Annotated in this window: 24 protein-coding genes; 4 read left to right on the top strand and 20 right to left on the bottom strand. The window is 47.5% G+C overall.

Translation table 11 applies throughout. The features are described from left to right. Positions 1-8 precede the first annotated feature (8 nt). The 9 genes from VF399_12135 to VF399_12095 form a co-directional block, all read right to left on the bottom strand. A complete protein-coding gene (locus VF399_12135; GenBank protein HEX7321088.1) occupies positions 9-782 on the bottom strand; it encodes a PHP domain-containing protein in 774 nt (257 codons plus the stop codon). After that, positions 779-1,138: a serine kinase gene (locus VF399_12130; GenBank protein HEX7321087.1), complete on the bottom strand. Its 360-nt coding sequence runs from the start codon at positions 1,136-1,138 to the stop codon at positions 779-781. The genes VF399_12135 and VF399_12130 overlap by 4 nt, the downstream gene beginning before the upstream one ends. An 11-nt stretch (positions 1,139-1,149) precedes the next feature. Further along, the gene (locus VF399_12125) at positions 1,150-2,412 is read right to left on the bottom strand and encodes a [Fe-Fe] hydrogenase large subunit C-terminal domain-containing protein (protein ID HEX7321086.1); all 1,263 of its coding nucleotides are present in this window, start codon (positions 2,410-2,412) and stop codon (positions 1,150-1,152) included. After that, positions 2,405-2,851 carry an ATP-binding protein gene (locus VF399_12120; GenBank protein ID HEX7321085.1) on the bottom strand — a complete coding sequence of 149 codons (447 nt, stop codon included), beginning with the start codon at positions 2,849-2,851 and terminating at the stop codon, positions 2,405-2,407. The genes VF399_12125 and VF399_12120 overlap by 8 nt, the downstream gene beginning before the upstream one ends. After that, positions 2,848-3,201 carry a DRTGG domain-containing protein gene (locus VF399_12115; GenBank protein HEX7321084.1) on the bottom strand — a complete coding sequence of 118 codons (354 nt, stop codon included), beginning with the start codon at positions 3,199-3,201 and terminating at the stop codon, positions 2,848-2,850. The genes VF399_12120 and VF399_12115 overlap by 4 nt, the downstream gene beginning before the upstream one ends. After that, the gene (locus VF399_12110) at positions 3,198-3,746 is read right to left on the bottom strand and encodes an NAD(P)H-dependent oxidoreductase subunit E (GenBank protein HEX7321083.1); all 549 of its coding nucleotides are present in this window, start codon (positions 3,744-3,746) and stop codon (positions 3,198-3,200) included. The genes VF399_12115 and VF399_12110 overlap by 4 nt, the downstream gene beginning before the upstream one ends. A 168-nt stretch (positions 3,747-3,914) precedes the next feature. Further along, positions 3,915-5,201 (bottom strand): Glu/Leu/Phe/Val dehydrogenase, encoded by a 1,287-nt coding sequence (locus VF399_12105; GenBank protein HEX7321082.1) that lies wholly within the window; start codon positions 5,199-5,201, stop codon positions 3,915-3,917. Between the two features lie 160 nt (positions 5,202-5,361). After that, entirely contained in the window at positions 5,362-6,723 is a 1,362-nt protein-coding gene (locus tag VF399_12100; GenBank protein ID HEX7321081.1) for a sigma-54 dependent transcriptional regulator, read from the bottom strand. Continuing rightward, positions 6,723-8,933 carry an ATP-binding protein gene (locus VF399_12095; protein HEX7321080.1) on the bottom strand — a complete coding sequence of 737 codons (2,211 nt, stop codon included), beginning with the start codon at positions 8,931-8,933 and terminating at the stop codon, positions 6,723-6,725. The genes VF399_12100 and VF399_12095 overlap by 1 nt, the downstream gene beginning before the upstream one ends. A gap of 134 nt (positions 8,934-9,067) precedes the next feature. Here VF399_12095 and pbpC point away from each other — a divergent pair, with 134 nt between their 5' ends. From pbpC to VF399_12080, 3 genes are read left to right on the top strand one after another with little or no spacing between them, the layout of a single operon-like run. After that, positions 9,068-11,293 (top strand): penicillin-binding protein 1C, encoded by a 2,226-nt coding sequence (pbpC, locus tag VF399_12090; protein ID HEX7321079.1) that lies wholly within the window; start codon positions 9,068-9,070, stop codon positions 11,291-11,293. A gap of 8 nt (positions 11,294-11,301) precedes the next feature. Continuing rightward, positions 11,302-12,063 (top strand): Maf family protein, encoded by a 762-nt coding sequence (locus tag VF399_12085; protein HEX7321078.1) that lies wholly within the window; start codon positions 11,302-11,304, stop codon positions 12,061-12,063. Next, positions 12,060-13,397, top strand: a complete 1,338-nt coding sequence (locus tag VF399_12080; protein ID HEX7321077.1) for an NAD(P)/FAD-dependent oxidoreductase — start codon at positions 12,060-12,062, stop codon at positions 13,395-13,397. The genes VF399_12085 and VF399_12080 overlap by 4 nt, the downstream gene beginning before the upstream one ends. A gap of 37 nt (positions 13,398-13,434) precedes the next feature. On the opposite strand, the gene VF399_12075 is transcribed toward VF399_12080, so the two are convergent. After that, positions 13,435-14,421 carry an SDR family oxidoreductase gene (locus VF399_12075; GenBank protein ID HEX7321076.1) on the bottom strand — a complete coding sequence of 329 codons (987 nt, stop codon included), beginning with the start codon at positions 14,419-14,421 and terminating at the stop codon, positions 13,435-13,437. A 403-nt stretch (positions 14,422-14,824) separates the two neighbouring features. Between VF399_12075 and VF399_12070 the strand changes: the two genes are divergently transcribed. Next, positions 14,825-15,058, top strand: coding sequence for a hypothetical protein (locus tag VF399_12070; GenBank protein HEX7321075.1), 234 nt, complete (start codon positions 14,825-14,827; stop codon positions 15,056-15,058). A gap of 233 nt (positions 15,059-15,291) precedes the next feature. Here VF399_12070 and VF399_12065 read toward each other — a convergent pair whose 3' ends face one another. The 10 genes from VF399_12065 to VF399_12020 form a co-directional block, all read right to left on the bottom strand. Then, positions 15,292-15,657, bottom strand: a complete 366-nt coding sequence (locus VF399_12065; protein ID HEX7321074.1) for a helix-turn-helix transcriptional regulator — start codon at positions 15,655-15,657, stop codon at positions 15,292-15,294. Between the two features lie 113 nt (positions 15,658-15,770). Next, positions 15,771-16,205, bottom strand: a complete 435-nt coding sequence (locus tag VF399_12060; protein ID HEX7321073.1) for a hypothetical protein — start codon at positions 16,203-16,205, stop codon at positions 15,771-15,773. Positions 16,206-16,351: 146 nt separating this feature from the next. Then, positions 16,352-16,609: a hypothetical protein gene (locus VF399_12055; protein ID HEX7321072.1), complete on the bottom strand. Its 258-nt coding sequence runs from the start codon at positions 16,607-16,609 to the stop codon at positions 16,352-16,354. An 8-nt stretch (positions 16,610-16,617) separates the two neighbouring features. Then, entirely contained in the window at positions 16,618-16,809 is a 192-nt protein-coding gene (locus tag VF399_12050; protein HEX7321071.1) for a hypothetical protein, read from the bottom strand. After that, complete coding sequence (locus VF399_12045; GenBank protein ID HEX7321070.1) at positions 16,809-17,498, bottom strand: hypothetical protein; 690 nt, start codon at positions 17,496-17,498, stop codon at positions 16,809-16,811. The genes VF399_12050 and VF399_12045 overlap by 1 nt, the downstream gene beginning before the upstream one ends. Then, positions 17,495-18,031 carry a hypothetical protein gene (locus VF399_12040; GenBank protein ID HEX7321069.1) on the bottom strand — a complete coding sequence of 179 codons (537 nt, stop codon included), beginning with the start codon at positions 18,029-18,031 and terminating at the stop codon, positions 17,495-17,497. The genes VF399_12045 and VF399_12040 overlap by 4 nt, the downstream gene beginning before the upstream one ends. Then, complete coding sequence (locus VF399_12035; protein HEX7321068.1) at positions 18,028-18,396, bottom strand: hypothetical protein; 369 nt, start codon at positions 18,394-18,396, stop codon at positions 18,028-18,030. Before VF399_12035 ends, VF399_12040 begins: the two co-directional genes overlap by 4 nt. Positions 18,397-18,406: 10 nt before the next feature. Beyond that, the gene (locus VF399_12030) at positions 18,407-18,862 is read right to left on the bottom strand and encodes a transglycosylase SLT domain-containing protein (protein HEX7321067.1); all 456 of its coding nucleotides are present in this window, start codon (positions 18,860-18,862) and stop codon (positions 18,407-18,409) included. Further along, positions 18,837-19,175 (bottom strand): hypothetical protein, encoded by a 339-nt coding sequence (locus tag VF399_12025; GenBank protein ID HEX7321066.1) that lies wholly within the window; start codon positions 19,173-19,175, stop codon positions 18,837-18,839. The genes VF399_12030 and VF399_12025 overlap by 26 nt, the downstream gene beginning before the upstream one ends. Next, a complete protein-coding gene (locus tag VF399_12020) occupies positions 19,153-19,392 on the bottom strand; it encodes a hypothetical protein (protein ID HEX7321065.1) in 240 nt (79 codons plus the stop codon). Before VF399_12020 ends, VF399_12025 begins: the two co-directional genes overlap by 23 nt.

Here is a 19,392-nt window from a genome sequence, read left to right as displayed (position 1 = left end):
CCCTCACCTTAATCCTCTCCCTCCGAGGGAGAGGGAAGGATGAGGGTAAATTTTCGTCCATCCTGGTTCCTTAAAGCCTTTTTTATTTCCGGCACGCTTGGTTCGGCAAGATAGAACAAAGTGACCGCACGGCCGATCTCCCCGAGGTCGTGAGCATCGGATGACGTAACGGCCGGGATTTTTCTTATTTCCGGAAATTTTTCCGTGGCTTCGTCAAGCGTTGATTGAGGAGATATTTCCACCGCGTCCAGGTCAATATCATCCGGGATAAATCCCAGCTGACTCAATAGGCTGTAGCTCGGCCGGTCGATATGTGACGCGATGGCAAGGCCTTTTGACTTGTGGATCTTTTCCACGATTTCCGCGGCCGTGAGCAAGGTGGCTCCGATCAACAGCCGGTTATTGTAGCCTTCAACTTCATCATGTTCGTTCGCGATTATCTGATCACCGAATACAGCGGGATTATTTTCGCCTTCCGCAAGCTGCGCGTAAACGGTTCCCTGCAATGAAAGGACATCTTCAAGGCACTCAAAAAGCCCCAAAATATGCACTTCTTCGCTGCTCGAAATCTCCATGCCGGCTATTATCTTCAGTTGATCTTTCTTCGCCGCTTTAAACACTGCCGCTACATTTTCAGCGGAGTTGTGGTCGCAAATGGCAATAAGGTCCAGTTTATCGGCCTTTGCTTTTTTGACTATCCTTTTGGGCGACATGGTGATCTCACTGCATGGAGATAGGCACGTATGGATATGGAGGTCGGCGCGAAACCATCGCAGTATCACCGCGGTCCTTCAACGCCCATTGCCCATAACTTGCCAGCCACTTCAAAAGAGGGGAGACTTGAGCACATGACTATCAGTTTTTCCGTTCGCGCTTTTTCCACCATGCCGGCATCTGGCTTCCGACCGCCGGTTATAATAATGCCCGCCATCTCTTTAAGCACGCCGACGGCGATAATATTGGGATGTATCTGGCAGGTGACCCAGATATCGCCCTTTTTCCCGTTTGCCATCACATCGCTCAGGAGGTCGCTGGAGTAGCCCCCTTTGATCTCAGTGAACATTAATTCCTGGCCGCTCTGCACCTCGAGCGCCAGAGTTTTTACGATCGATCCGACCGTTAGTACGTTATTATCCATTATACTTCCCTTCACGTGGCAGCTAAAAAAATACATTCCTCAAGCCGGGCTGCTTCCCTGGCGATATCCTCGGCAAGCGTTTCGCAATCAGGCGCACCACATACGCCACAGTTGATGCCCGGCAGTTTTTTCATGATCTGTTCTTTCATTTTGAACTTTTTTATCGCCATATCACGGTTGTTGTCCAGCGGCGTGAAAGGCCTGGGTGCCACCGCATGCTCAAATGAGAAAAACCCGTCTTTGTACAGTTTCCTGACGTAACCGGCATCAACGACCCGGCGGTTGCCGAGATGCCTGATTAACCTTATTATATTGCTTTTGGCAATGAACCTGTTCTCCACGGCCAATGGTCCGCCCACGCAACCGTCGGGACAGATCATGCATTCCAGGTAGTTGATCTTCTTTAACCGGCCGGATTCAACATCGCCCAGGATGCGGATCGTATCATATACACCGGAGACGGCGATCGTATTGGATGTCTTCAAACAGTTCGTTTCACCGCCCGTGATCGCCCAGTTGATCCCAATGCTGCTGCTCGACCACTGAGGATCCATGATACCATGCAGGCTCGGTTTTTTGATCTTCATCATGATTTGGTTAAAGATGTCACGGATGGAGACCGCGCCGTTCAAATAAGACTTCGACATCGATTCCGGTTGATTGATGGAAACCATTTTAGCCGGGCACGACGTTATATGGATTATCCCGATCTCATTGTCGGGAATATCGAGTTTTTTAGAAATTTCGGCGCGCAGATTTTTCGCCGCGATCTCCCTGGGTGGTTCAATGGGCACGATCAAACTGCAAAGATCAGGAAAGAGCCGTTGTATCAGCCGCACGACCACGGGACAGGTTGTGGAAATCGTCGGCCCTGCGCCTTTCCGGTTCACCAGATATTCCTCAATGGCAAGCGAAGTCATTTCGCAGATTACCGCTTCATCGTAGACACGGTCAAATCCTGTTTCTTCAAGGGCGGCAAGTACAGTGTTGGGCATGGTGTTCTGACCAAACTGCGAATACAGTACCGGCGACGGTAATGCCACTTTGTACTTGAACCGGGAAAGATCAGCGGCAGATGTCGTGAGCGAAACAACCGCGTTACAAGGGCACACGCGCAGGCATTCCCCGCAATCAATGCAGCGGTCATAATTTATGATGGCCCGTCGCTTTCGGACACGGATGGCTTTGGTCGGACACGCTTTCATGCAGGCAACGCAGCCGATACAGTGCTGCACGTCTATTTTAATGGAATGATAAATCCTGTTCTCAGGCATGTTTACCGTTCAAATGGATAATGATCTTAAGCCGGGTGCCGCTGCCCAGCTCGGACTTGATGTCAAATACATCCGAATTCTTTTTGATATTGGGCAAGCCCATGCCGGCGCCAAATCCCATTTCCCGCATCTCCGGCGTGGCTGTTGAAAACCCGGGTTGCATCGCCAATTCGATATTCTCTATTCCTTGACCCTGGTCCTCGACTTTGATCAGGATCTGCACCGATGTAACGTCCAGCATCATTATCCCGGATTTTGCGTACATTACCACGTTCATTTCTGCTTCATAAGAAGCGATCGCTACGCGCCGAATAATGTCGGCGTCGACACCGATATCTTTGAGGATCCGCCGGATCCTGCAGGAAGCGTCGCCCGCGTTGGCAAAATCGCCGCCCCGGACTGTAAACTCCTCGTGAAATATTGTTTCGCCTTCGTTCATACCTTTGTCAAACCCGAAGCCAAACCTTGGGCGAACAGCCGGCCGCATGCCTCAAATGTCGACAAATCTGACTGCATGACCGTAATGCCAAAATCCTCGCTCATCTTAACCGTTTCTACCGTTGGTTTTTTTCCGCGTACAAAGACGACCGCCTGGATCCCTGCTATTTCGCACGTACGGATGACCTGAGTGTTAATCAACCCGGTTATCAGAAGCGCTCCGGAATCGCCGAAAGCCAATACGTCGCTCATCAGATCACAGGCAATGACACGCTGTATGTCCAGGTTCAGAGATTCGCGATTTGAGAGCACTGCAGCGTTCAAAATATCTATGATTTCTTTAAGTATCACTTTTTTTTCTTGGTTGTGGTTCGGGTTTTGACTTTTTTTGTTGTTTTTGTCCTTGTTTTTTTCGCTGCTTTTTGTGCAGGCTTAACCTTCTTAATTTCGGAAAAGATTGTGTCAACTTTGTGAACAGTCGTCTGCCCGTGGTATTTGCCGTCGATCACGACGATAGGAGCAAGCGCACACGCACCAAGGCAATTAACCGTTTCCAAAGTAAATTCTTCATCTCTCGTCGTGCAACCAGCTTCGATCCCCAGTTTATCCTCGACTCTGCTGAGAACGGTCGGAGCGCCCCGAACATGGCAGGCGGTACCCAGACATACAGTGCACAAATGCCTGCCTCGGGGAACCAGGCTGAACGCGCGGTAAAACGTTGCAACAGAATAAATATCGATTAAGGGTACACATAGTTCCTCTGAAACCATTCTTAAGACCGGCTCAGGCAACCAGTTGTATTTTTCCTGGATATCCTGCAGTACAGCAAGCAATGCTGACTTCCTGTTTCTGTATTTTTGGAGAATTCCATGCACTTCGTCAGTCTTTATTTCCATTGGGATAACTCCTTTTTGTTTATTATTATATTAAAATACTAACAAATGTCAAGGTCAGTCATAGTATAATATGCTATAGCTTTCTGCATTCATAATGGCAAAAGCCCCATGAAAGTTTCATGGGGCTTTTAAAGAAATTTCTTATGTATATTTTACATAATCAAATTGTCAGTTTCTGCCGATTTTTCCTAACATTCTGACTGAATCGGCCACTCGCTGTACGGCCAGCGTATAAGCGGCCAATCGCATATCGATTTTGTACTTATCCTTTATACGAACGACATCACCAAATGCCTGGCACATTTTCTGCCAGCATCTTTCCCTGACTTCTTCCTCAGTAAAGAAAAGGCTCTGAACGTTCTGCACCCATTCCAGGTATGATACCGTAACCCCGCCGGCATTGGCCAGAATATCAGGGATAATGAAAACACCCATGTCGCTGAGAATAGTAGTGGCTTCCGTTGTCGTGGGGCCATTTGCGCCTTCGCAGATGATCTTTGCTTTGATGGATGGAGCATTCTGAGTAGTGATCATTCCTTCCATAGCGCAGGGGAGGAGCAGTTCACAATCTAACTTCAGTAGGTCTTCATTTGTTATCGCATCATGGTTCGGAAAATCTTTGATGGTCTTGGTTTTCTTTACAAAAGCGTCCAGATCCTTGATATTGATACCATTTTTCTTATAGATACCGCCATATATATCGGTTATGGCAACGATGCGGCAGCCATAGTCATTAAGCAAACGCGCGATCGATGAACCCACGTTCCCGTATCCAATGAGACCAACGCGCATGCCTTCAAGCGGCAAATCAAGGTACTTGGAAGCCTCAAGCAGCGTGTAGTACATGCCCAAACCTGTAGCCTGGCTTCGGCCGCGGGACCCGCCGATTTCAAGCGGTTTCCCGGTAACCACGGCTGGTTCAAAATGCCCGACATACCGGCTGTACGCATCGCAGATCCATGCCATGGTTTGGGAATTTGTATAGACATCCGGCGCCGGCACGTCTTTGTGCGGACCAATGATATCTTTTATCGCATACGTGAATTCTTTGGTTAGTTTCTCAAGCTCATTCTCCGACATATCGGGCGGGTTGCAGATAACCGCGCCTTTTGCCCCGCCTAACGGAAGGTCGAGTACAGCGCATTTCCATGTCATCCAGGCAGCGAGCGCTTTGCATTCGCTCAATGACGCATCAGGGCTGTAGCGTATTCCGCCTTTACCCGGTCCGCGGATCGTGGAATGCTGGACACGATACCCGGTAAAAGTTTCTACTAGACCACTGTCCCGGGTAATTGTCATATGAACAGTGAGTTCTTTCTCTGGATATTTCAAGCGGTTATATATCCAGGGTTCAAGATCCAGTGAATTGGCAGCCTTTTCATATTGCAAAGTGGCTTCCATAAACGGATCATATTTCTTTTCTTTGCTTTTTGTATCTTCGGCTATTTTAACCATTGTTAACCTCCATCAACCATTCATATTGCAAGATTCATGCCATGTTTTAATGTCGAAATTTCGGCAAATTATATACCCTCATTACTGCAAAATGCATGTTTCAATGCATAATGCAATGGTGCGAAATGCATTTTACTTCTAATTTTAAACTATGACCGGGTTATTTGCGTTTCTTCAGTTTTCTGAATAATGATGTACTGTGGATGCCGAGTATCTGCGCTGCTTTTGTCTTATTCCCCTGGGTATGCGTTAATATTTCCTTGATATACTTTCTCTCCAGTTCGTCCAGGGTCATGAAGCTTGACTGCTGTTTTTGCATCAATGGTTCCAACCCGCTGGCAGCTTTCAAGGCTCGGATTTCCTGGGGCAGCTGTTCGGGTTTTATTTCTTCGCTATCATTGAGACTCATGATACGTTCGATAACATTCTTAAGCTCCCGGACATTTCCAGGCCAAGAATACTGGGTAAGGGCGATCGCAGCTGGACCGGTTATCCCCTTATACGTCCGGTGCAACTCATGATTGAAATCCTGCATGAAAGTAAGCGCTAGCGGTATTATATCTTCAGTCCGGGCGCGCAAAGGCGGTATCTCAAGCGGCACGACATTGAGCCGATAAAACAGATCTTCGCGGAACCGGCCAGCTGAAATCTCCTGTTGAAGATTTTTATTCGTGGCGGCGATTACTCTGACATTGCATTTAGTTTCTTGCGTCCCGCCCAGCCTGGTAAATACCTGTTCTTCCAGGACCTTAAGGACTTTAGCCTGGACCGGCAGACTCATGTCAGCGATTTCATCAAGGAACAGAGTGCCCATATTCGCTTTTTCCAATAGACCAATTTTACGTTTTTTAGCGTCCGTGAACGCGCCCGGTTCATAACCGAACAACTCGCTTTCCAGCAGAGTTTCCGGGATCGCCGCGCAGTTGATCTCGACAAATGGCTTATCCAGGCGCTTGCTGTTATAATGGATCGCGCGCGCTAGCAATTCCTTTCCAGTGCCGCTTTCTCCTTTGAGCAGCACCGTTGTTTTGTCGAGGCTGGCGATTTTATGCGCGGTTTCCAGGGTATCTTTCATAGCCTGGTTCTTGGCAATAATTCGGCCGAAATAGTATTTACCTTTTTCGGTTTCGATCGTTTCGGATATGCGCAGCCGGAGCTGCTGAAGTTCAAGCGCTCGGCTGATCACGATCTTCAGATCGACGAGTTTGAAAGGTTTTAACAGATAATCGTAAGCGCCCAGTTTCATCGCCTGCACTGCCTTTTCAAGGATCTCGTACGCGGTGATCATGATAACGACCGTTTCCGGGTCAATGGCTTTGATGCGCTTCAGCACTTCAAGGCCGTCAATACCGGGGAGCATAAGATCAACCAGGACGAGATTGGGACGGCGCTCACGGTAGATGGCAAGGCCATTCTCGCCATTATCGCTGATCAATACTTCATAACCTTCCCGGGTCAATGCCCGCTTCAGGTTATTCAACGTGAGGACTTCATCATCAATGATCATGATCGATTCAGCCATTATTCAATAACCTCCCCCTGAACCCGGCCCTTCTGACGCACGGGTACAACGATCCTTACGCTCGTCCCTTTGCTTACCGTGCTTGATATATGAATGTCACCATTATGGTTCTTGATATAGCTTAAACTTATGCTCAATCCCAGGCCGGTTCCCGTTCCTTTCTTAGTCGTAAAAAAGGGATCGAATACTTTTTTAAGATCTTCTTCCTTAATACCCATGCCCGTGTCGGTAACGGTGATTTCGACGAATTCCTCGAATTTTACTTTAGCGGTATTCACCGTTATCGTCCCTCCTTCCGGCGTCGCCTGTGCTGCGTTAAGGAGAATATTGATGAGAACCTGGCGCATCTGGTTGGCATCGGCTGTTACCGTGGGCAGGGCTTCGTTCAAATTATTTTCGATCTTCAGTTTTTTAAACAGCGGCTGATGTTTCAAGAATGATATCGTCTCGATGATCAGTTTGTTAAGATTTTTCTTTGTGAAAGAAGGGGGAGTCGGGCGAGCGAAATTCAGAAGACCGCGGATCGTCTCCGATATCCGGTACGCGTTATCAAGGACGGCCTGGGTTCGGGTTTTATTCTCGACGTCAGTCTCTTCGTCGCGCAGCATTTCCAGATATGATGTTATACCCTGGAGCGGGTTGTTAATCTCATGCGCGGCACCCAACGCGAGCTGGCTCAAAGCCGACAGCTTCTCGTAATCCGCCATCTGCGCATTCATGAGTTCTAGATCCGATATGTCAGTTAGCAAAAGCGTCGCCGTGTTCAGTCCGTCAAAGGTCTGAACCGGAAACCCGGCTATTGTCAAGGTCATGTGCACGCCATCGATTTCAACATTTTTGCGGTCCAGGCGGAAACCGCTGCCTTTCGTAAAAAGGTCTTCGATCGCTTTTTTGATGACCGGATCGGAAAAAACCGTCCCGGCTTCGAAAAGATTTTTATCCAAAAGGTCATAGGCAGTATGCAATAATACCCGGGCGGCGTTATTACAGTAGGTTATCCGGTATTCACGGTTAACGGCGATCAGTCCGCTGGTGATGCTGTTGGCAATATTTTTGAGATTTACTTCGGATATGTTGAGCCTGGTGCTCAGGCTTTGGCACTCTTTTAAGCGCTTGCGTAGCTCTATGTTGATCGTGTTGATCATTTCTTTCTTCGCACTGCTATCGTCAAGCGCCGCTTTCAAGCTCGCGGTCAGGTTCTTGAGCATGGACGTTACCTGTCGCGAAAAAATTATGGACGAGCCGATCAGAAACAGGCCGACTATGACGAATGTCAGAAGCATGATATTTTTAAGCGCGTTTACCGGCGCGAGCGCTTCATCGACGTCCATTTCAGAGATCAGGTACCAATGCAGGTCATTGTTCTTTTTGTAGGCGCAGATCACTTTCTCACCCCGGTAATCACGGTGCATAAGCAGACCATCGCTTCCAGTGTGGGGGTTTGGATCCCCTTTTAAGTACGCGACTTGTGTAAGAACATCGCCGCCGAGCTTGGAGGGCGAGAGAAAATACCCGTTTTCATCGACCAGAAAGATCTCGCTCGTTTTTCCGATCCGCAGATCAAGGATCAGGTTATAGAAGTTTTTGAGCGAAATATTGGCAAGAATAACGCCGATTATCCGGCCCGCACGGTTGCGAAACGGACTTGATACGACCATGGCGGTCGTGTCGAGGATATCGGAATAGAAGATACCGCTGTTATAAAATTCACCCCGTAATGAATGCTTAAAATACGTACGGGTTTTGATCGAACCATGGATGTCGTCTGTTGCCATGACGATCGTGCCGGTCGTATCGGCGACCACTAGAAGGTCAAACTCCGGTTTATTTCTGATAAAACGCTTGAAGTAATTGACCCGTGAACCTGCTTCGGTCAGAGTCATGCCGTCAAAGTCCGCTATGGACAACAGGTCTTTCTGTCTTTCTTCCAAAAACAGCCGGATAATGCGCGCATTAACATTTACCGAGTAATCAAGACTGGTTTGGATCTGATGCTCGAAAGATGATGTTACTTCAAAATTCAGGATATAAAATACGATTACCAGAGGCACAATAAATAGCGCGAATGTGACGACCATATTTCTGAACCAGAGCCCTCTGTAATAGTTCTTATACAGCGGCGTACCGCAGCTGCGGCACAGTTTATTGTTTTTGTCGTTCTGCTGGCCGCACTTTTCGCAGATCAGAGTGTTGGATGGTTCTGTTGTCATCAGAAAATATAATTGTAGCCCAAAACACCAGGATGTCAAGTGATTGACATGAGGAGGATGAATGCGTTTTCAGAACCCGCCATATATTGACTTGATATGGTGGTCTTTTTATGTACAATATTTTGGATCGTACTATGCAAAAAACAATTATCATTATCTTCTTGACTGCCGTCTGCGTTGCTGTCGGATTTTTTGTCCTGCCCGTGTCTTCTAATAACACTTATCCACGGTTCAGCTCGTTCCGGGTTCTGGACCGTAACGGCGTTCTTCTGCGCGAGGTCCTGTCGCGCGATTACAAGACCAGCGTCTGGGTCCCGCTCGACTCGATATCGCCGCACGTCATCAGGGCGACCGTAATCAGGGAAGACAAAAGATTCATGATCCATCACGGGATCGATCTTATTGCGCTCACTCGGGCGCTGGCGACCGACGTCGTAAAAGGGAAGACCGTTTCCGGCGGATCGACGATAACCATGCAGGTCGCCAAGATGACGCTGGGGATGAAAAACCGCGGGGTATGGAGTAAACTACTTGAGATGGCGTACGCGCTGAAACTCGAGCTTTACTTGAGCAAAGCGCAGATCCTTGAAATTTACCTTAACCGGTCGCCGTACGGCAACCAGGCGTACGGCATCGAAGCAGCAGCGGTGTGCTATTTTGAAAAAAAAGCGCTCCAGCTGTCGCTTGGCGAATCGGCGCTGCTCGCCGTGATCCCCCAGTCGCCGACCGTGCATAATCCCTTCGTTAATCCAGACCATGTCATGAATGAACGAAACCATCTCCTTGAGACAATGCTGGGATATGGGGTTATTGACACGCTGATGTTCTCGGTCGCCTGCAGTGAATCGCCGGACATTGATGACAGAAGAGCGCGTTTCTACGCGCCTCATTTTGTCGACTATATTCTGGCTCAGCTGGATCCGGCGGTGACAAATGGCCGCACCGAGATCATGACCACGCTTGACCTTAACCTGCAAAAGGATCTGGAAAAACTCCTGGCAACGTCCATAAATACGCTGAGAAACTACAACGTGACCCAGGGAGCCGCCATCGTGATCAAGCGCGGCAGCGGCGATATCCTGGCAATGGTTGGTTCGAAGGATTATTTTGACTGCCGCGATGGCCAGGTCAACGGCTGCACGGCGCGGCGTCAGCCTGGTTCCAGCATCAAGCCGTTCCTCTACGCGCTCGGGTTGAAATGCGGCATACCGGTGAGCACGGTACTTCCTGACTCTGCGATCGAGTTTAGGCTTCCGGATGGCACGCGTTTCGCGCCGCAGAATTACGGAGAACGTTACCACGGCCCGACGCGCGCGCGCGAAGCTCTAGGCTCGTCGTTCAACGTACCGACCGTGGTCCTGCTTGAAAGAATTGGGATCGAACGATTCCACCAGTATTTACGGCAGACGATGCATTTTACAAGTCTGGACCGTGAAGCAAGCCATTATGGACTGGCGTTGGCATTAGGCGCAGCCGAAGCCACGCTGCTGGAACTCACGAATGGTTACCGCGCTTTTGCCAACGGCGGTGTCTGGAAAGGGGAGAGGTGTTTTATCGCGCCGGCAGGCGGCGGTCAGGACACGCTGCCGGCAATGACCGCAACCACCGTCGACATAGCGTATATCATCACAGACATCCTGGCCGATAACGCTAGCCGTCTTAAAGCCTTTGGCGATGATTCACCGCTCGACCTGCCTTTCGAATGCGCGGTGAAAACCGGAACATCGAAGAACTATCGCGACAACTGGTGTATTGGATACACCAGTGGCTACGTGGTCGGCGTATGGGTCGGCAATTTTGACGGATCACCGATGCACGGTGTCTCGGGTATTTCCGGGACGGCTCCCTTGTTCCGCGATATCATGATCGAACTCCACCGCGACCAGCTGCCTGCGGCTTTCGATGAACCCCCGTCCCTTGAGCATTTGTCAGTATGCGCCAGAAGTGGACTGCTCCCATCGTCACGATGCGACCGGGTCATCGATGAGATATTCATCCCCGGAACCCAACCGAAAGATACCTGTGCTGAAAGCGATAACGACCGGTCGCGGGACATTGAAATGACGACCGGACCCGGTAATGGGAAAAAGGGTTTTCATATAGTAACACCTTCTGCCGGCGACATTTTTACCATAGATCCCCGCGTTACCTATAACTCCCAGGCCGTTATCTTCAAAGTCCAGCCAGATACGGTTGCGATCAGTGAGGTAACCTTCGTGCTCAACGGTGCTGAGCTCGCGACCTCGAAACCGCCTTTTGAATTTGTCTGGAAGCCGAAACCCGGTGAATATATGCTGGAAGCCAGGGGTCACACCCCGGATAAGACCCTGATCGATCGCGTGTCGTTCCGCGTGTTCTAAAAGTTTCGATGCTGCGAAATAACAAAATGCATTTTTCAGTTCCAAAGAGATTTAGGATCGTACTGGCTTCACGGTCTCCACGGCGCTGTGCCTTGCTTTCGCGCATAATTGGGAGGACGGAGTTTGAAATCAGGCACAGCACTATACCAGAAACGCCGATCCCGGACGAAAACGCGATCTTGTACTGCATGCGTGTCGCGCTGGCAAAAGCTTCGCGGGTCATGGCGATCGAATCGCGGTCGCGCACCGGCAGCCGGCGCGATCTGATAGTGATCGCTGCGGATACTGTTATTTCATTTAAAAATAAGATCATCGGGCAGCCAAAAAGCAAACGCGACGCGGTACGTATCCTCAAACTGCTGAGCGGTAAACGGCACGACGTTGTCACTGGTCTGGCTGTCATTATGCGACACCGGTCAAAGTTTGGGCGCGCTGAAAAGAGCGATCTTATCGTCACCAAAGCGGTGATCAGCCGCGTCTGGTTGAGACGACTGAGCGATAAAACGATACATGATTACGTGCAAACTGGCGAACCCATGGACAAAGCCGGTGCTTACGCGATCCAGGAAAAGGGGAAGCGCCTAATTGAAAAATACTCAGGCAGTTATACCAATATCGTAGGTCTGCCGGTGGAGGTGCTGCGCATGATCTTAAAGCGTTTATCGAATAATAAAATATGTAGTGGCAGAACTTGCTCTGCAGAGAATACGGATTGCATGTCGAGTAAAATCGACCACTACAATGACTATAACAAGATAATCGTGCAATGAAACATAATTACCCTACTCCCCAATTACCTGGTAACCAGTATGACGTAATCGTCATCGGCGGCGGTCCAGCCGGCATGATGGCGGCGGGCAGGGCTGGAGAATTAAAAGCAAGGGTTTTACTGATTGAAAAAACTCGAAGTCTTGGGAATAAACTCAGCATAACGGGTAAAGGCCGCTGTAATATCACCAATATTGGCGATGTCGAAACGTTCATCAAGAGCTACGGTAGCGGTGACAGCGCCAAGTTCATGTATAATATCCTGCACGTGTTTTTTAACACTCATCTTATGGAATTTCTTAAATTGCGCGGGGTCGAGGTCGTTATTGAAAGAGGGGGAAGGGTATTTCCGAAATCTAACAAAGCGGATGAAGTGACGTTATGCTTGGAGCGTTATTTAAAACAAAAACGCGTGCGCGTGAGATATAACTGCAGGATTGCCAAAATACTAATAGACGCTGACGGTATTATGGGGGTTAGAACAGAAACAAATGAAATATTGCAGGCAAAAGCCGTGATCCTGGCAACAGGCGGCATGTCCTATCCTGGGACCGGCTCGACCGGTGATGGTTACAAGCTGGCAGGCGAGCTTAGACATACAATAATAGATCCTAAGCCAAGCTTGGTTCCGATCGAGATAAAAGAAAGCTTTGCCGGATCGCTTAAAGGATTATCTTTGAAAAATGTCGAACTAAGCGCTTATGAAACGGGATCGCATCAGCCGTTCGCGAAAATGTTCGGCGAAATGCTCTTTACGCATTACGGCGTATCCGGTCCGATCGTGCTGACCATGAGCAAGATAATAATAGAAAAAATGGAAGAGTTAGATGCCGCCAGTAATGATCATGATGCGAAAAAGAGTGTAGCGCTGGCAATAAATTTCAAGCCGGCGTTATCGTACGAGATCCTTGATGGACGCATGCTAAGAGAGATCAAAGACAACAGCAGAACAATGGTAAAAAACATGATAGCCAACTTACTGCCGTTGAGGATGATACCGGTATTCATTGACCGCATCAGATTGTCACCAATGAAAAAATGCGGTGACATAACGCGGGAGGAACGTCAGACGATAGTGCAGACCCTACAGGATTTCCGCATGACCGTGAAATGTGCTCGACCGATCGAAGAAGCCGTCGTGACCGCAGGCGGCATCGCTTTGAACGAAATTGATCCGAAGACCATGGAATCCAAATTAGTCAAGAACTTGTTTTTCTGCGGCGAGGTCATTGATATTGACGGCAACACCGGCGGTTATAACCTGCAGGCGGCGTTTTCCACCGGCTACGTGGCCGGGGAGAAGGCGGCGGAAAAGACAGTAGAGCGTAAACCGTAGCCGGTAATCTATCAATTACATAATTACACAATTACTATTAACTCACTAATTTCCGCCATTTTTCCAGTAATTCTACTTCGACTTCCGGCTTTAATCCAGCCTTCAAGACGTAGTCCGCTGGTCTGGTGGCGTGCCAGTCCAGCGTGTCTTTGATAATATCATGCAAGGACCTGAAACGCAGACCTTGTTTTATCGCCTTGCTGCAATCGACCTGGCTGATGCCATACCAGTTTTTCGGGACCCAGCCCGGCATATCGATATTGTTATCCTCGATGAACTTCTCGGATACCCAGGCAAATGTTGCTTTGCTGCCGGTTGCCGCGATGCAAGCGCGCAGAGCCTCTTCCATGGTCATCGGATATTCAGGACCGGTCGCGTTGTAGGTCCCTTTCGTTTTATTTTCAATACCGGATAACATAAATTCAGCCAGATCGCGTCCGTCAATGAACTGCACAGGTGAATCCGGGGGAGAGGGCGCGATGACTTCACCCCCACGGCTGATCCTAACCGGCCAGTAAGTAAAACGGTCAGTCGGGTCATAAGGTCCGACGATCAAACCGGGTCTGATTATAAGAGTGTTGTCGCCATATAAATCGTTCACAGCTTTTTCGCATAGCACTTTCAGCGGACCATAGTTTTCATTCGTAACGGTTTCGGCAGCCGGATCATTGGTCGTGCTCAGCGGCGAATCCTCGGTGATCCCGGGTTTTGTAAAATCTGCGTACACGCTTATGGTAGATACGAAGACGTACCGGTCTACGGAAATTTTAAGGTATTCAGCGCTGCTTTTGACGATCCGTGGTACGTATCCGCAGGTATCAAGCACACAGTCCCAGTGCCGGTTCGATATTAACAAATTTGAAAGTTCGGTATTACGACTGCCATGGTACTGCTCGATTCCGCTAAATATGCCTGGATTTGATTTGCCGCGGTTAAAAAGCGTTATCTGGTGGCCTTTTTTGACCGCTATTTCAACAAAATGCCTGCCTACGAACCGCGTACCGCCGATGACAAGAATTTTCATGATAATGCGTAAGTATAATTATTTTGCAGTACCAGTCAAGTTATTACGGATATCAGGAAATCAGATGATCGGAAAATGGAGATCAGGATACCAGAGTATTAGGTAAACCGGAAATACTAAAAAGACCACATACCGTGATCCGTAATCTAACCCTCACCCCAACCCTCTCCCTTTCTAAGGGAGAGGAAAAAGGTGAGGGATGGGATGGAAAAGGAGTTAACTCGTAAGAGTTCTAAGTAAAAGCCTTACGGCTTAAATCCAAAAATGTAGGGTAAAGTCATGATCCCGCATAGCGGGGCTTTAACTTTGCGAAAATATATTGTAGGTAATAACCGAGCCAAAACAACCTTCTTTCAAGGTTGACAAAAAATTTCTACGGGCTATAATTGACGGCGGAGGTAAAATGTCAGACAACAAAAAGGACAGTTCTGAAGTGATCTTAATTGCTGACGTCGAACTGATAAAAGGATTAAAGAAAACGAGTACCTGCCCAAAATGCGGAAAGGCACATGCACTTGACCAATACAGCGGTTCAAAAAGAGTAAAAAATATTGAAGACCCGGAATGGCTGGATTTTTACTGTAAAATGTGTGGAAAGCGATTTAAAATTAATAAAAGCTTGTATAACAGTGTATAAAATCAAAAACAGCTCTATAAAATAGAAAATCCCATCAGACCAAGATAAATGATCAGGTGGGATTTTATGTATTAAATGCTACGAATTAGCTTTTAGACTACATAGATTATCCGTCTTGGGGAGATCACGCCCCAAAAGCCCGTTTCCGCTATAATATGGCCTATTTCGCCGACAACTGCCAACGTCTGATAATAGACAGTTAGGTCATTGAAATAGTTTATTAAAGGAGTTCACTAAAAATCCTCGTTTGAATTTTGCAGCTGTAATTTTCCGGCCAGCTTTTTCTCCAGCCGCACCTGTTCTTTGTGAAGTTTCGAAAGCTCAATAATTTCGTTAAAACATTCTTTTTTAAATTGCCAGATCTCATCTCGGCACACACCGAGCCAGATAGCGATCAGACACTGGATATCGTCCGGCGGCATTTCAATGCCATTGATCCAAAGCGATACCGAAGCCGGCGCAACATTTGTAATCATCGCCAGCTGCCCAGCCTTGAATCCTTTTTCGACCATTAGATCTCTAAGGCGGATATTAAAATATCTTGTGACCCGGCTCATTTGTGGCCGCCTCCACTTTTCGCCTTGTTTAAAATATTCCATATCAGCTCACCTTTCCCCAGGGGAGGTGAGCAACTCATAACGGCAGGAGCGACCTGCCCTGCCAAGATTGGTATCCTGGCTTCCCCTGGGTAATTATGAGTTGCTTTCGACATTTAATAGATCCTTATCAAATACAAATGAACCGATTTATTCATTTCCGAAAACCTGTTGCTAATTATAAAATAGTATTTTTTATTCTCATCCCAATTCAATTCAGTAATCGGTATCGTCATGTCTGATTTTTCAATTTTTTTGAATATGCTTGTCGACGGATCCTTTCCGCTTTTCCATTCTTCATAATTATCAGCGTCCAACAAATAACAATTGATTACGCGTTCCTCGGAACCCCTCACAAAACTGCATCCAGGGCTCACAACTATTTTACCAAAAAAATAATCTTTGCTCTGCTGTTCCGATTCCGGCGTTAGAATTTTCAAATAGTAACCCTTCGCATCAATATTTATAAATTCATCGACATACGTGTCCATTGTAAAATTGGCTTTACATGACAAAGAAAAGAGCAAGACAAATGGTATTATATATTTCATACATCCTCCCTTGTTATTTTATTCTTTGTTGCTCACGTGTACAGTTTAAGAACAAAAACGGAATTGTCAAGGGGTAAAATTGGATATCTTCGAAATATATATACTTTTGCATGGTGAAGTATATATACTTTTTCCTGCAGGAAGATCTATTTGAGCTTAAGCTCCAGCGGATTCTCTTGAATACCGGCGGGACCTTTTAGACCCAGGAACGAAGCAAAGATCTTCCGCAGCGGGATTCTGATCGGAAAGACGTTAATCGGTTTTAGGATACCGTACCAGCTGCTTTTTTTGTTAAGTTCCACGCTCAGATTTTTATTAAAAACAGTAATTACCAGTACCGCCAGAATTACTTCCGCCAGCATGCCGATCAAAATGCCGATAAGTATCAAAAGCCATTTTTTCATGGTTGCTCCTATTTCTGATCGTGATGATGCTTGATCTTGTATCTCAGCACCGTCCCAATGATCCCCGCGATAGCACAAAATAAACCGATCATGGCGGATAGTGCCGCACCATCCACGCCTTTAATCAATGCCAGGCCTTCGAGCATTGATACTAAACAGATTATAATTATTAGTATGTTTAGCAATTTATTTACATTCATTACGCGCCGCCCTCGCAAAAGACTGCATAGACGACCGCATTCGCTGGATCCGCTACATGAGTGTTTTGTATTGTTATCCTTACGCGATCCGACGTTTTGACGCTTGTAATATCGCCGGCATTCACTGTTGAACCGAACACATTTAACGTTTTAGCGAAAGGTGCCCATTGAAGACTCGCTATCGTTCCGCCGCCGTATTGCAACAATACCATCGCATAGTTATAACGCGGCGGAACATAAGGCAGCAGTAAAATGTCAGCAGCGTCTACCCGGTCCCTGCCGAGCCAATAGGTTTTCGTAGTGGCTGCCGGAATTGTCAGTGCTTCTTCAATATGCGCATTGCTCTTTGTGATAAAATTACCCCCAAGCGGCTCATCCGAGCAGACCACGATGATATTCCCGTATCCATTTTCAAGCGTCAGTGGACTCATGCCCATTTGTAGGTTCGTTATGCGAAGCATATCGCACAGAACGCCCGCGGTGAGATTAAGTACTTCCTGATTAATCGGATATACTGGTCCCGCTGCGTTACCGACCGCAATCAATTCGAGCGTCAAATTTTCATTGGCGAAATTACACTCAGGATTGATACCGCCGTCAGTCAAAAAACTGAAATAACGAAACCCCCTCGGCAGCATATCCGTCGTCAATGCATTGTCCATGAAACTGCGTTTGATAATATAGATCATCGTTTACTCCTTTTCTTACGTTCCACTCTTGATATCAACCTGCGTTTTGTGTTGACCGAGTATCCTTCCCAAATTTCACCGGCGACCTTACTGATCCGCTTGCCCGAATAACCAGGATGTTCACGGCGCAGACAGCGCACCTTGCTATTCCACCATTCCTTCGGCGGCCTTCCAGGAGAGTCTTTAAGTTTGTAGTACTCAGTCGGCTCGGGATCGGTTGGCAAAATTTTATATTTATAGTAGTCTCGGATTATGTCCCAGTGTTTTTCAACCGGCGTAATCACGGACGGACGGCCGGCGAATGTGATTTTGACCTGGTTGTCGGATATTTTTTCAACGATCAGCAAATAATCAAGTTTAGATTCTTTCTTTGCCGGTGATTTTTCAGGTTCAGGTTCAGGCTTTGGATCAGGCGGACCCGGGATGTTTTCGATGGGTTTTTCCGCCGACTGAAGACTCTCCGAAGGCACTATCGGCGGATCTGTTTTTTCGTCTCGATCTTGCGTCTGCGTCCTTCGGAATGCTCTTATCATTTTTTGACTACCTTTCGAAGCTTGATCCCGTAGTAAGCACCGCCGGCGATCAAGGCTGCCACCACTACAAATAATACGACTTCTTTTATGTGTCTCAAAAGCCACAGCCCAAATGATATTGGTTTTAAAATAATGTCGATTAGATCAAAAATTAATTGGGTAATAATAACTTGCGGATCATGCGTTTTGATCCATTCCAAACGATCTTTGACCAACTGAACGACTTCTCGACGCCCCTGATCCGAATACTGATCCCATGTATCATATAGTTTTTTAAGGCCGCCAAATAATTCCATCTTATAATTTACAGGGAGTTTAGAATCCCATATTGAATACGCGAGCTTTTTTACATCGTCCTTGTTCATTTCATATCTCCTACACTTCGACTTGCGCTTGATATTGTTTAATCACGCGGATATATTCACGGGTTGATACAGGCATAAAATTCTTCTCGTAATTTCCGCCGCCGGCATTCCACACCCATAAGTAAACTGTAACATGCGCGGAGTTGTGTAAATTGAGTCCATAGCGATTGATAACATTGCGCGTATGTATGATATAGGCCGCGCATTGGTTATCGATGCTTTTCCAGTTCGCGCTGCCCATCAGCCCTTTCCAGGTCGATGGTAGAAACTGCCACAGCCCGTATTCCCCTGCTTTACCCCTGGCAAGATAATACTGCTGGCTTTCTAATTGTGCATGAGCGATCACCAGCTCGATCGGCATGCCAAGCTGCTCGGCAATGTATTCATAATAGGGCAGCAGGGAATCTTTGGGCTTGATCAGCGGCATATACCAATTCCGATCAATTAAGAAGCTCAGGATATTCATCGATAATCCTTCGGAATAGGCGAGAGACACGCTCATAATTTTTAGGCAGGGGCAATATGCGGGTAAGGGCAAAAATGCAGTCGCGCAAAGGATAGCCGGCATCGCGGTACATACGAAACGCTTGATAGTCGGCCTCATATTCGTTAGACCTATCTAAATGAGCCAACTCGTGCAGCAGGATAAATACGCGGATGTTAAAATTGTAAATCGTATAAAACGATGGATCGATGACCACGAGCTCACGCTTAGGGAATATCTTGACGATCCGGTCCGATGGCTCAATGACATATCTAAGCATGACGGCGACGGGCATTGAAAGGTTTGACTTCCACCGTGAATCTTTTTGTAGCGATGATCTTAAGGATTTTGGGCGGTCGCGGGAGCTTAAGAAGCGTCCTGCCCTGATGACAGCGATGCGGTATTGAGTACTGCAATCCGTTATTGCCTTTACACCATACCACGCCATTATCAGGGCAGGAAACGATTACGTCCGCCGGACCTTTGAGCGTAAGCGTATGCTGGTACACCAT

The sequence above is a fragment of the bacterium genome (genome assembly GCA_036382775.1).
Lineage (GTDB): Bacteria > Hydrothermota > Tepidihabitantia > SM23-42 > JAOAFX01 > DASVHD01.
This window is presented reverse-complemented; position numbering and strand designations above follow the sequence as displayed.

Excerpts from the sequence above, each read along its gene's own strand:
- VF399_12045 (HEX7321070.1), bottom strand. The coding sequence starts at position 17,498 with ATGATCTATATTATCAAACGCAGTTTCATGGACAATGCATTGACGACG.
- VF399_12060 (HEX7321073.1), bottom strand. The coding sequence starts at position 16,205 with ATGAAATATATAATACCATTTGTCTTGCTCTTTTCTTTGTCATGTAAA.
- VF399_12025 (HEX7321066.1), bottom strand. The coding sequence starts at position 19,175 with ATGCCCGTCGCCGTCATGCTTAGATATGTCATTGAGCCATCGGACCGG.
- VF399_12075 (HEX7321076.1), bottom strand. The coding sequence starts at position 14,421 with ATGAAAATTCTTGTCATCGGCGGTACGCGGTTCGTAGGCAGGCATTTT.
- VF399_12080 (HEX7321077.1), top strand. The coding sequence starts at position 12,060 with ATGAAACATAATTACCCTACTCCCCAATTACCTGGTAACCAGTATGAC.
- VF399_12085 (HEX7321078.1), top strand. The coding sequence starts at position 11,302 with ATGCTGCGAAATAACAAAATGCATTTTTCAGTTCCAAAGAGATTTAGG.
- VF399_12065 (HEX7321074.1), bottom strand. The coding sequence starts at position 15,657 with ATGGAATATTTTAAACAAGGCGAAAAGTGGAGGCGGCCACAAATGAGC.
- VF399_12070 (HEX7321075.1), top strand. The coding sequence starts at position 14,825 with ATGTCAGACAACAAAAAGGACAGTTCTGAAGTGATCTTAATTGCTGAC.
- VF399_12125 (HEX7321086.1), bottom strand. The coding sequence starts at position 2,412 with ATGCCTGAGAACAGGATTTATCATTCCATTAAAATAGACGTGCAGCAC.
- VF399_12105 (HEX7321082.1), bottom strand. The coding sequence starts at position 5,201 with ATGGTTAAAATAGCCGAAGATACAAAAAGCAAAGAAAAGAAATATGAT.
- VF399_12120 (HEX7321085.1), bottom strand. The coding sequence starts at position 2,851 with ATGAACGAAGGCGAAACAATATTTCACGAGGAGTTTACAGTCCGGGGC.
- VF399_12100 (HEX7321081.1), bottom strand. The coding sequence starts at position 6,723 with ATGGCTGAATCGATCATGATCATTGATGATGAAGTCCTCACGTTGAAT.
- VF399_12110 (HEX7321083.1), bottom strand. The coding sequence starts at position 3,746 with ATGGAAATAAAGACTGACGAAGTGCATGGAATTCTCCAAAAATACAGA.
- VF399_12040 (HEX7321069.1), bottom strand. The coding sequence starts at position 18,031 with ATGATAAGAGCATTCCGAAGGACGCAGACGCAAGATCGAGACGAAAAA.
- VF399_12055 (HEX7321072.1), bottom strand. The coding sequence starts at position 16,609 with ATGAAAAAATGGCTTTTGATACTTATCGGCATTTTGATCGGCATGCTG.
- VF399_12130 (HEX7321087.1), bottom strand. The coding sequence starts at position 1,138 with ATGGATAATAACGTACTAACGGTCGGATCGATCGTAAAAACTCTGGCG.
- VF399_12035 (HEX7321068.1), bottom strand. The coding sequence starts at position 18,396 with ATGAACAAGGACGATGTAAAAAAGCTCGCGTATTCAATATGGGATTCT.
- VF399_12095 (HEX7321080.1), bottom strand. The coding sequence starts at position 8,933 with ATGACAACAGAACCATCCAACACTCTGATCTGCGAAAAGTGCGGCCAG.
- VF399_12030 (HEX7321067.1), bottom strand. The coding sequence starts at position 18,862 with ATGAATATCCTGAGCTTCTTAATTGATCGGAATTGGTATATGCCGCTG.
- pbpC (HEX7321079.1), top strand. The coding sequence starts at position 9,068 with ATGCAAAAAACAATTATCATTATCTTCTTGACTGCCGTCTGCGTTGCT.
- VF399_12050 (HEX7321071.1), bottom strand. The coding sequence starts at position 16,809 with ATGAATGTAAATAAATTGCTAAACATACTAATAATTATAATCTGTTTA.
- VF399_12020 (HEX7321065.1), bottom strand. The coding sequence starts at position 19,392 with ATGGTGTACCAGCATACGCTTACGCTCAAAGGTCCGGCGGACGTAATC.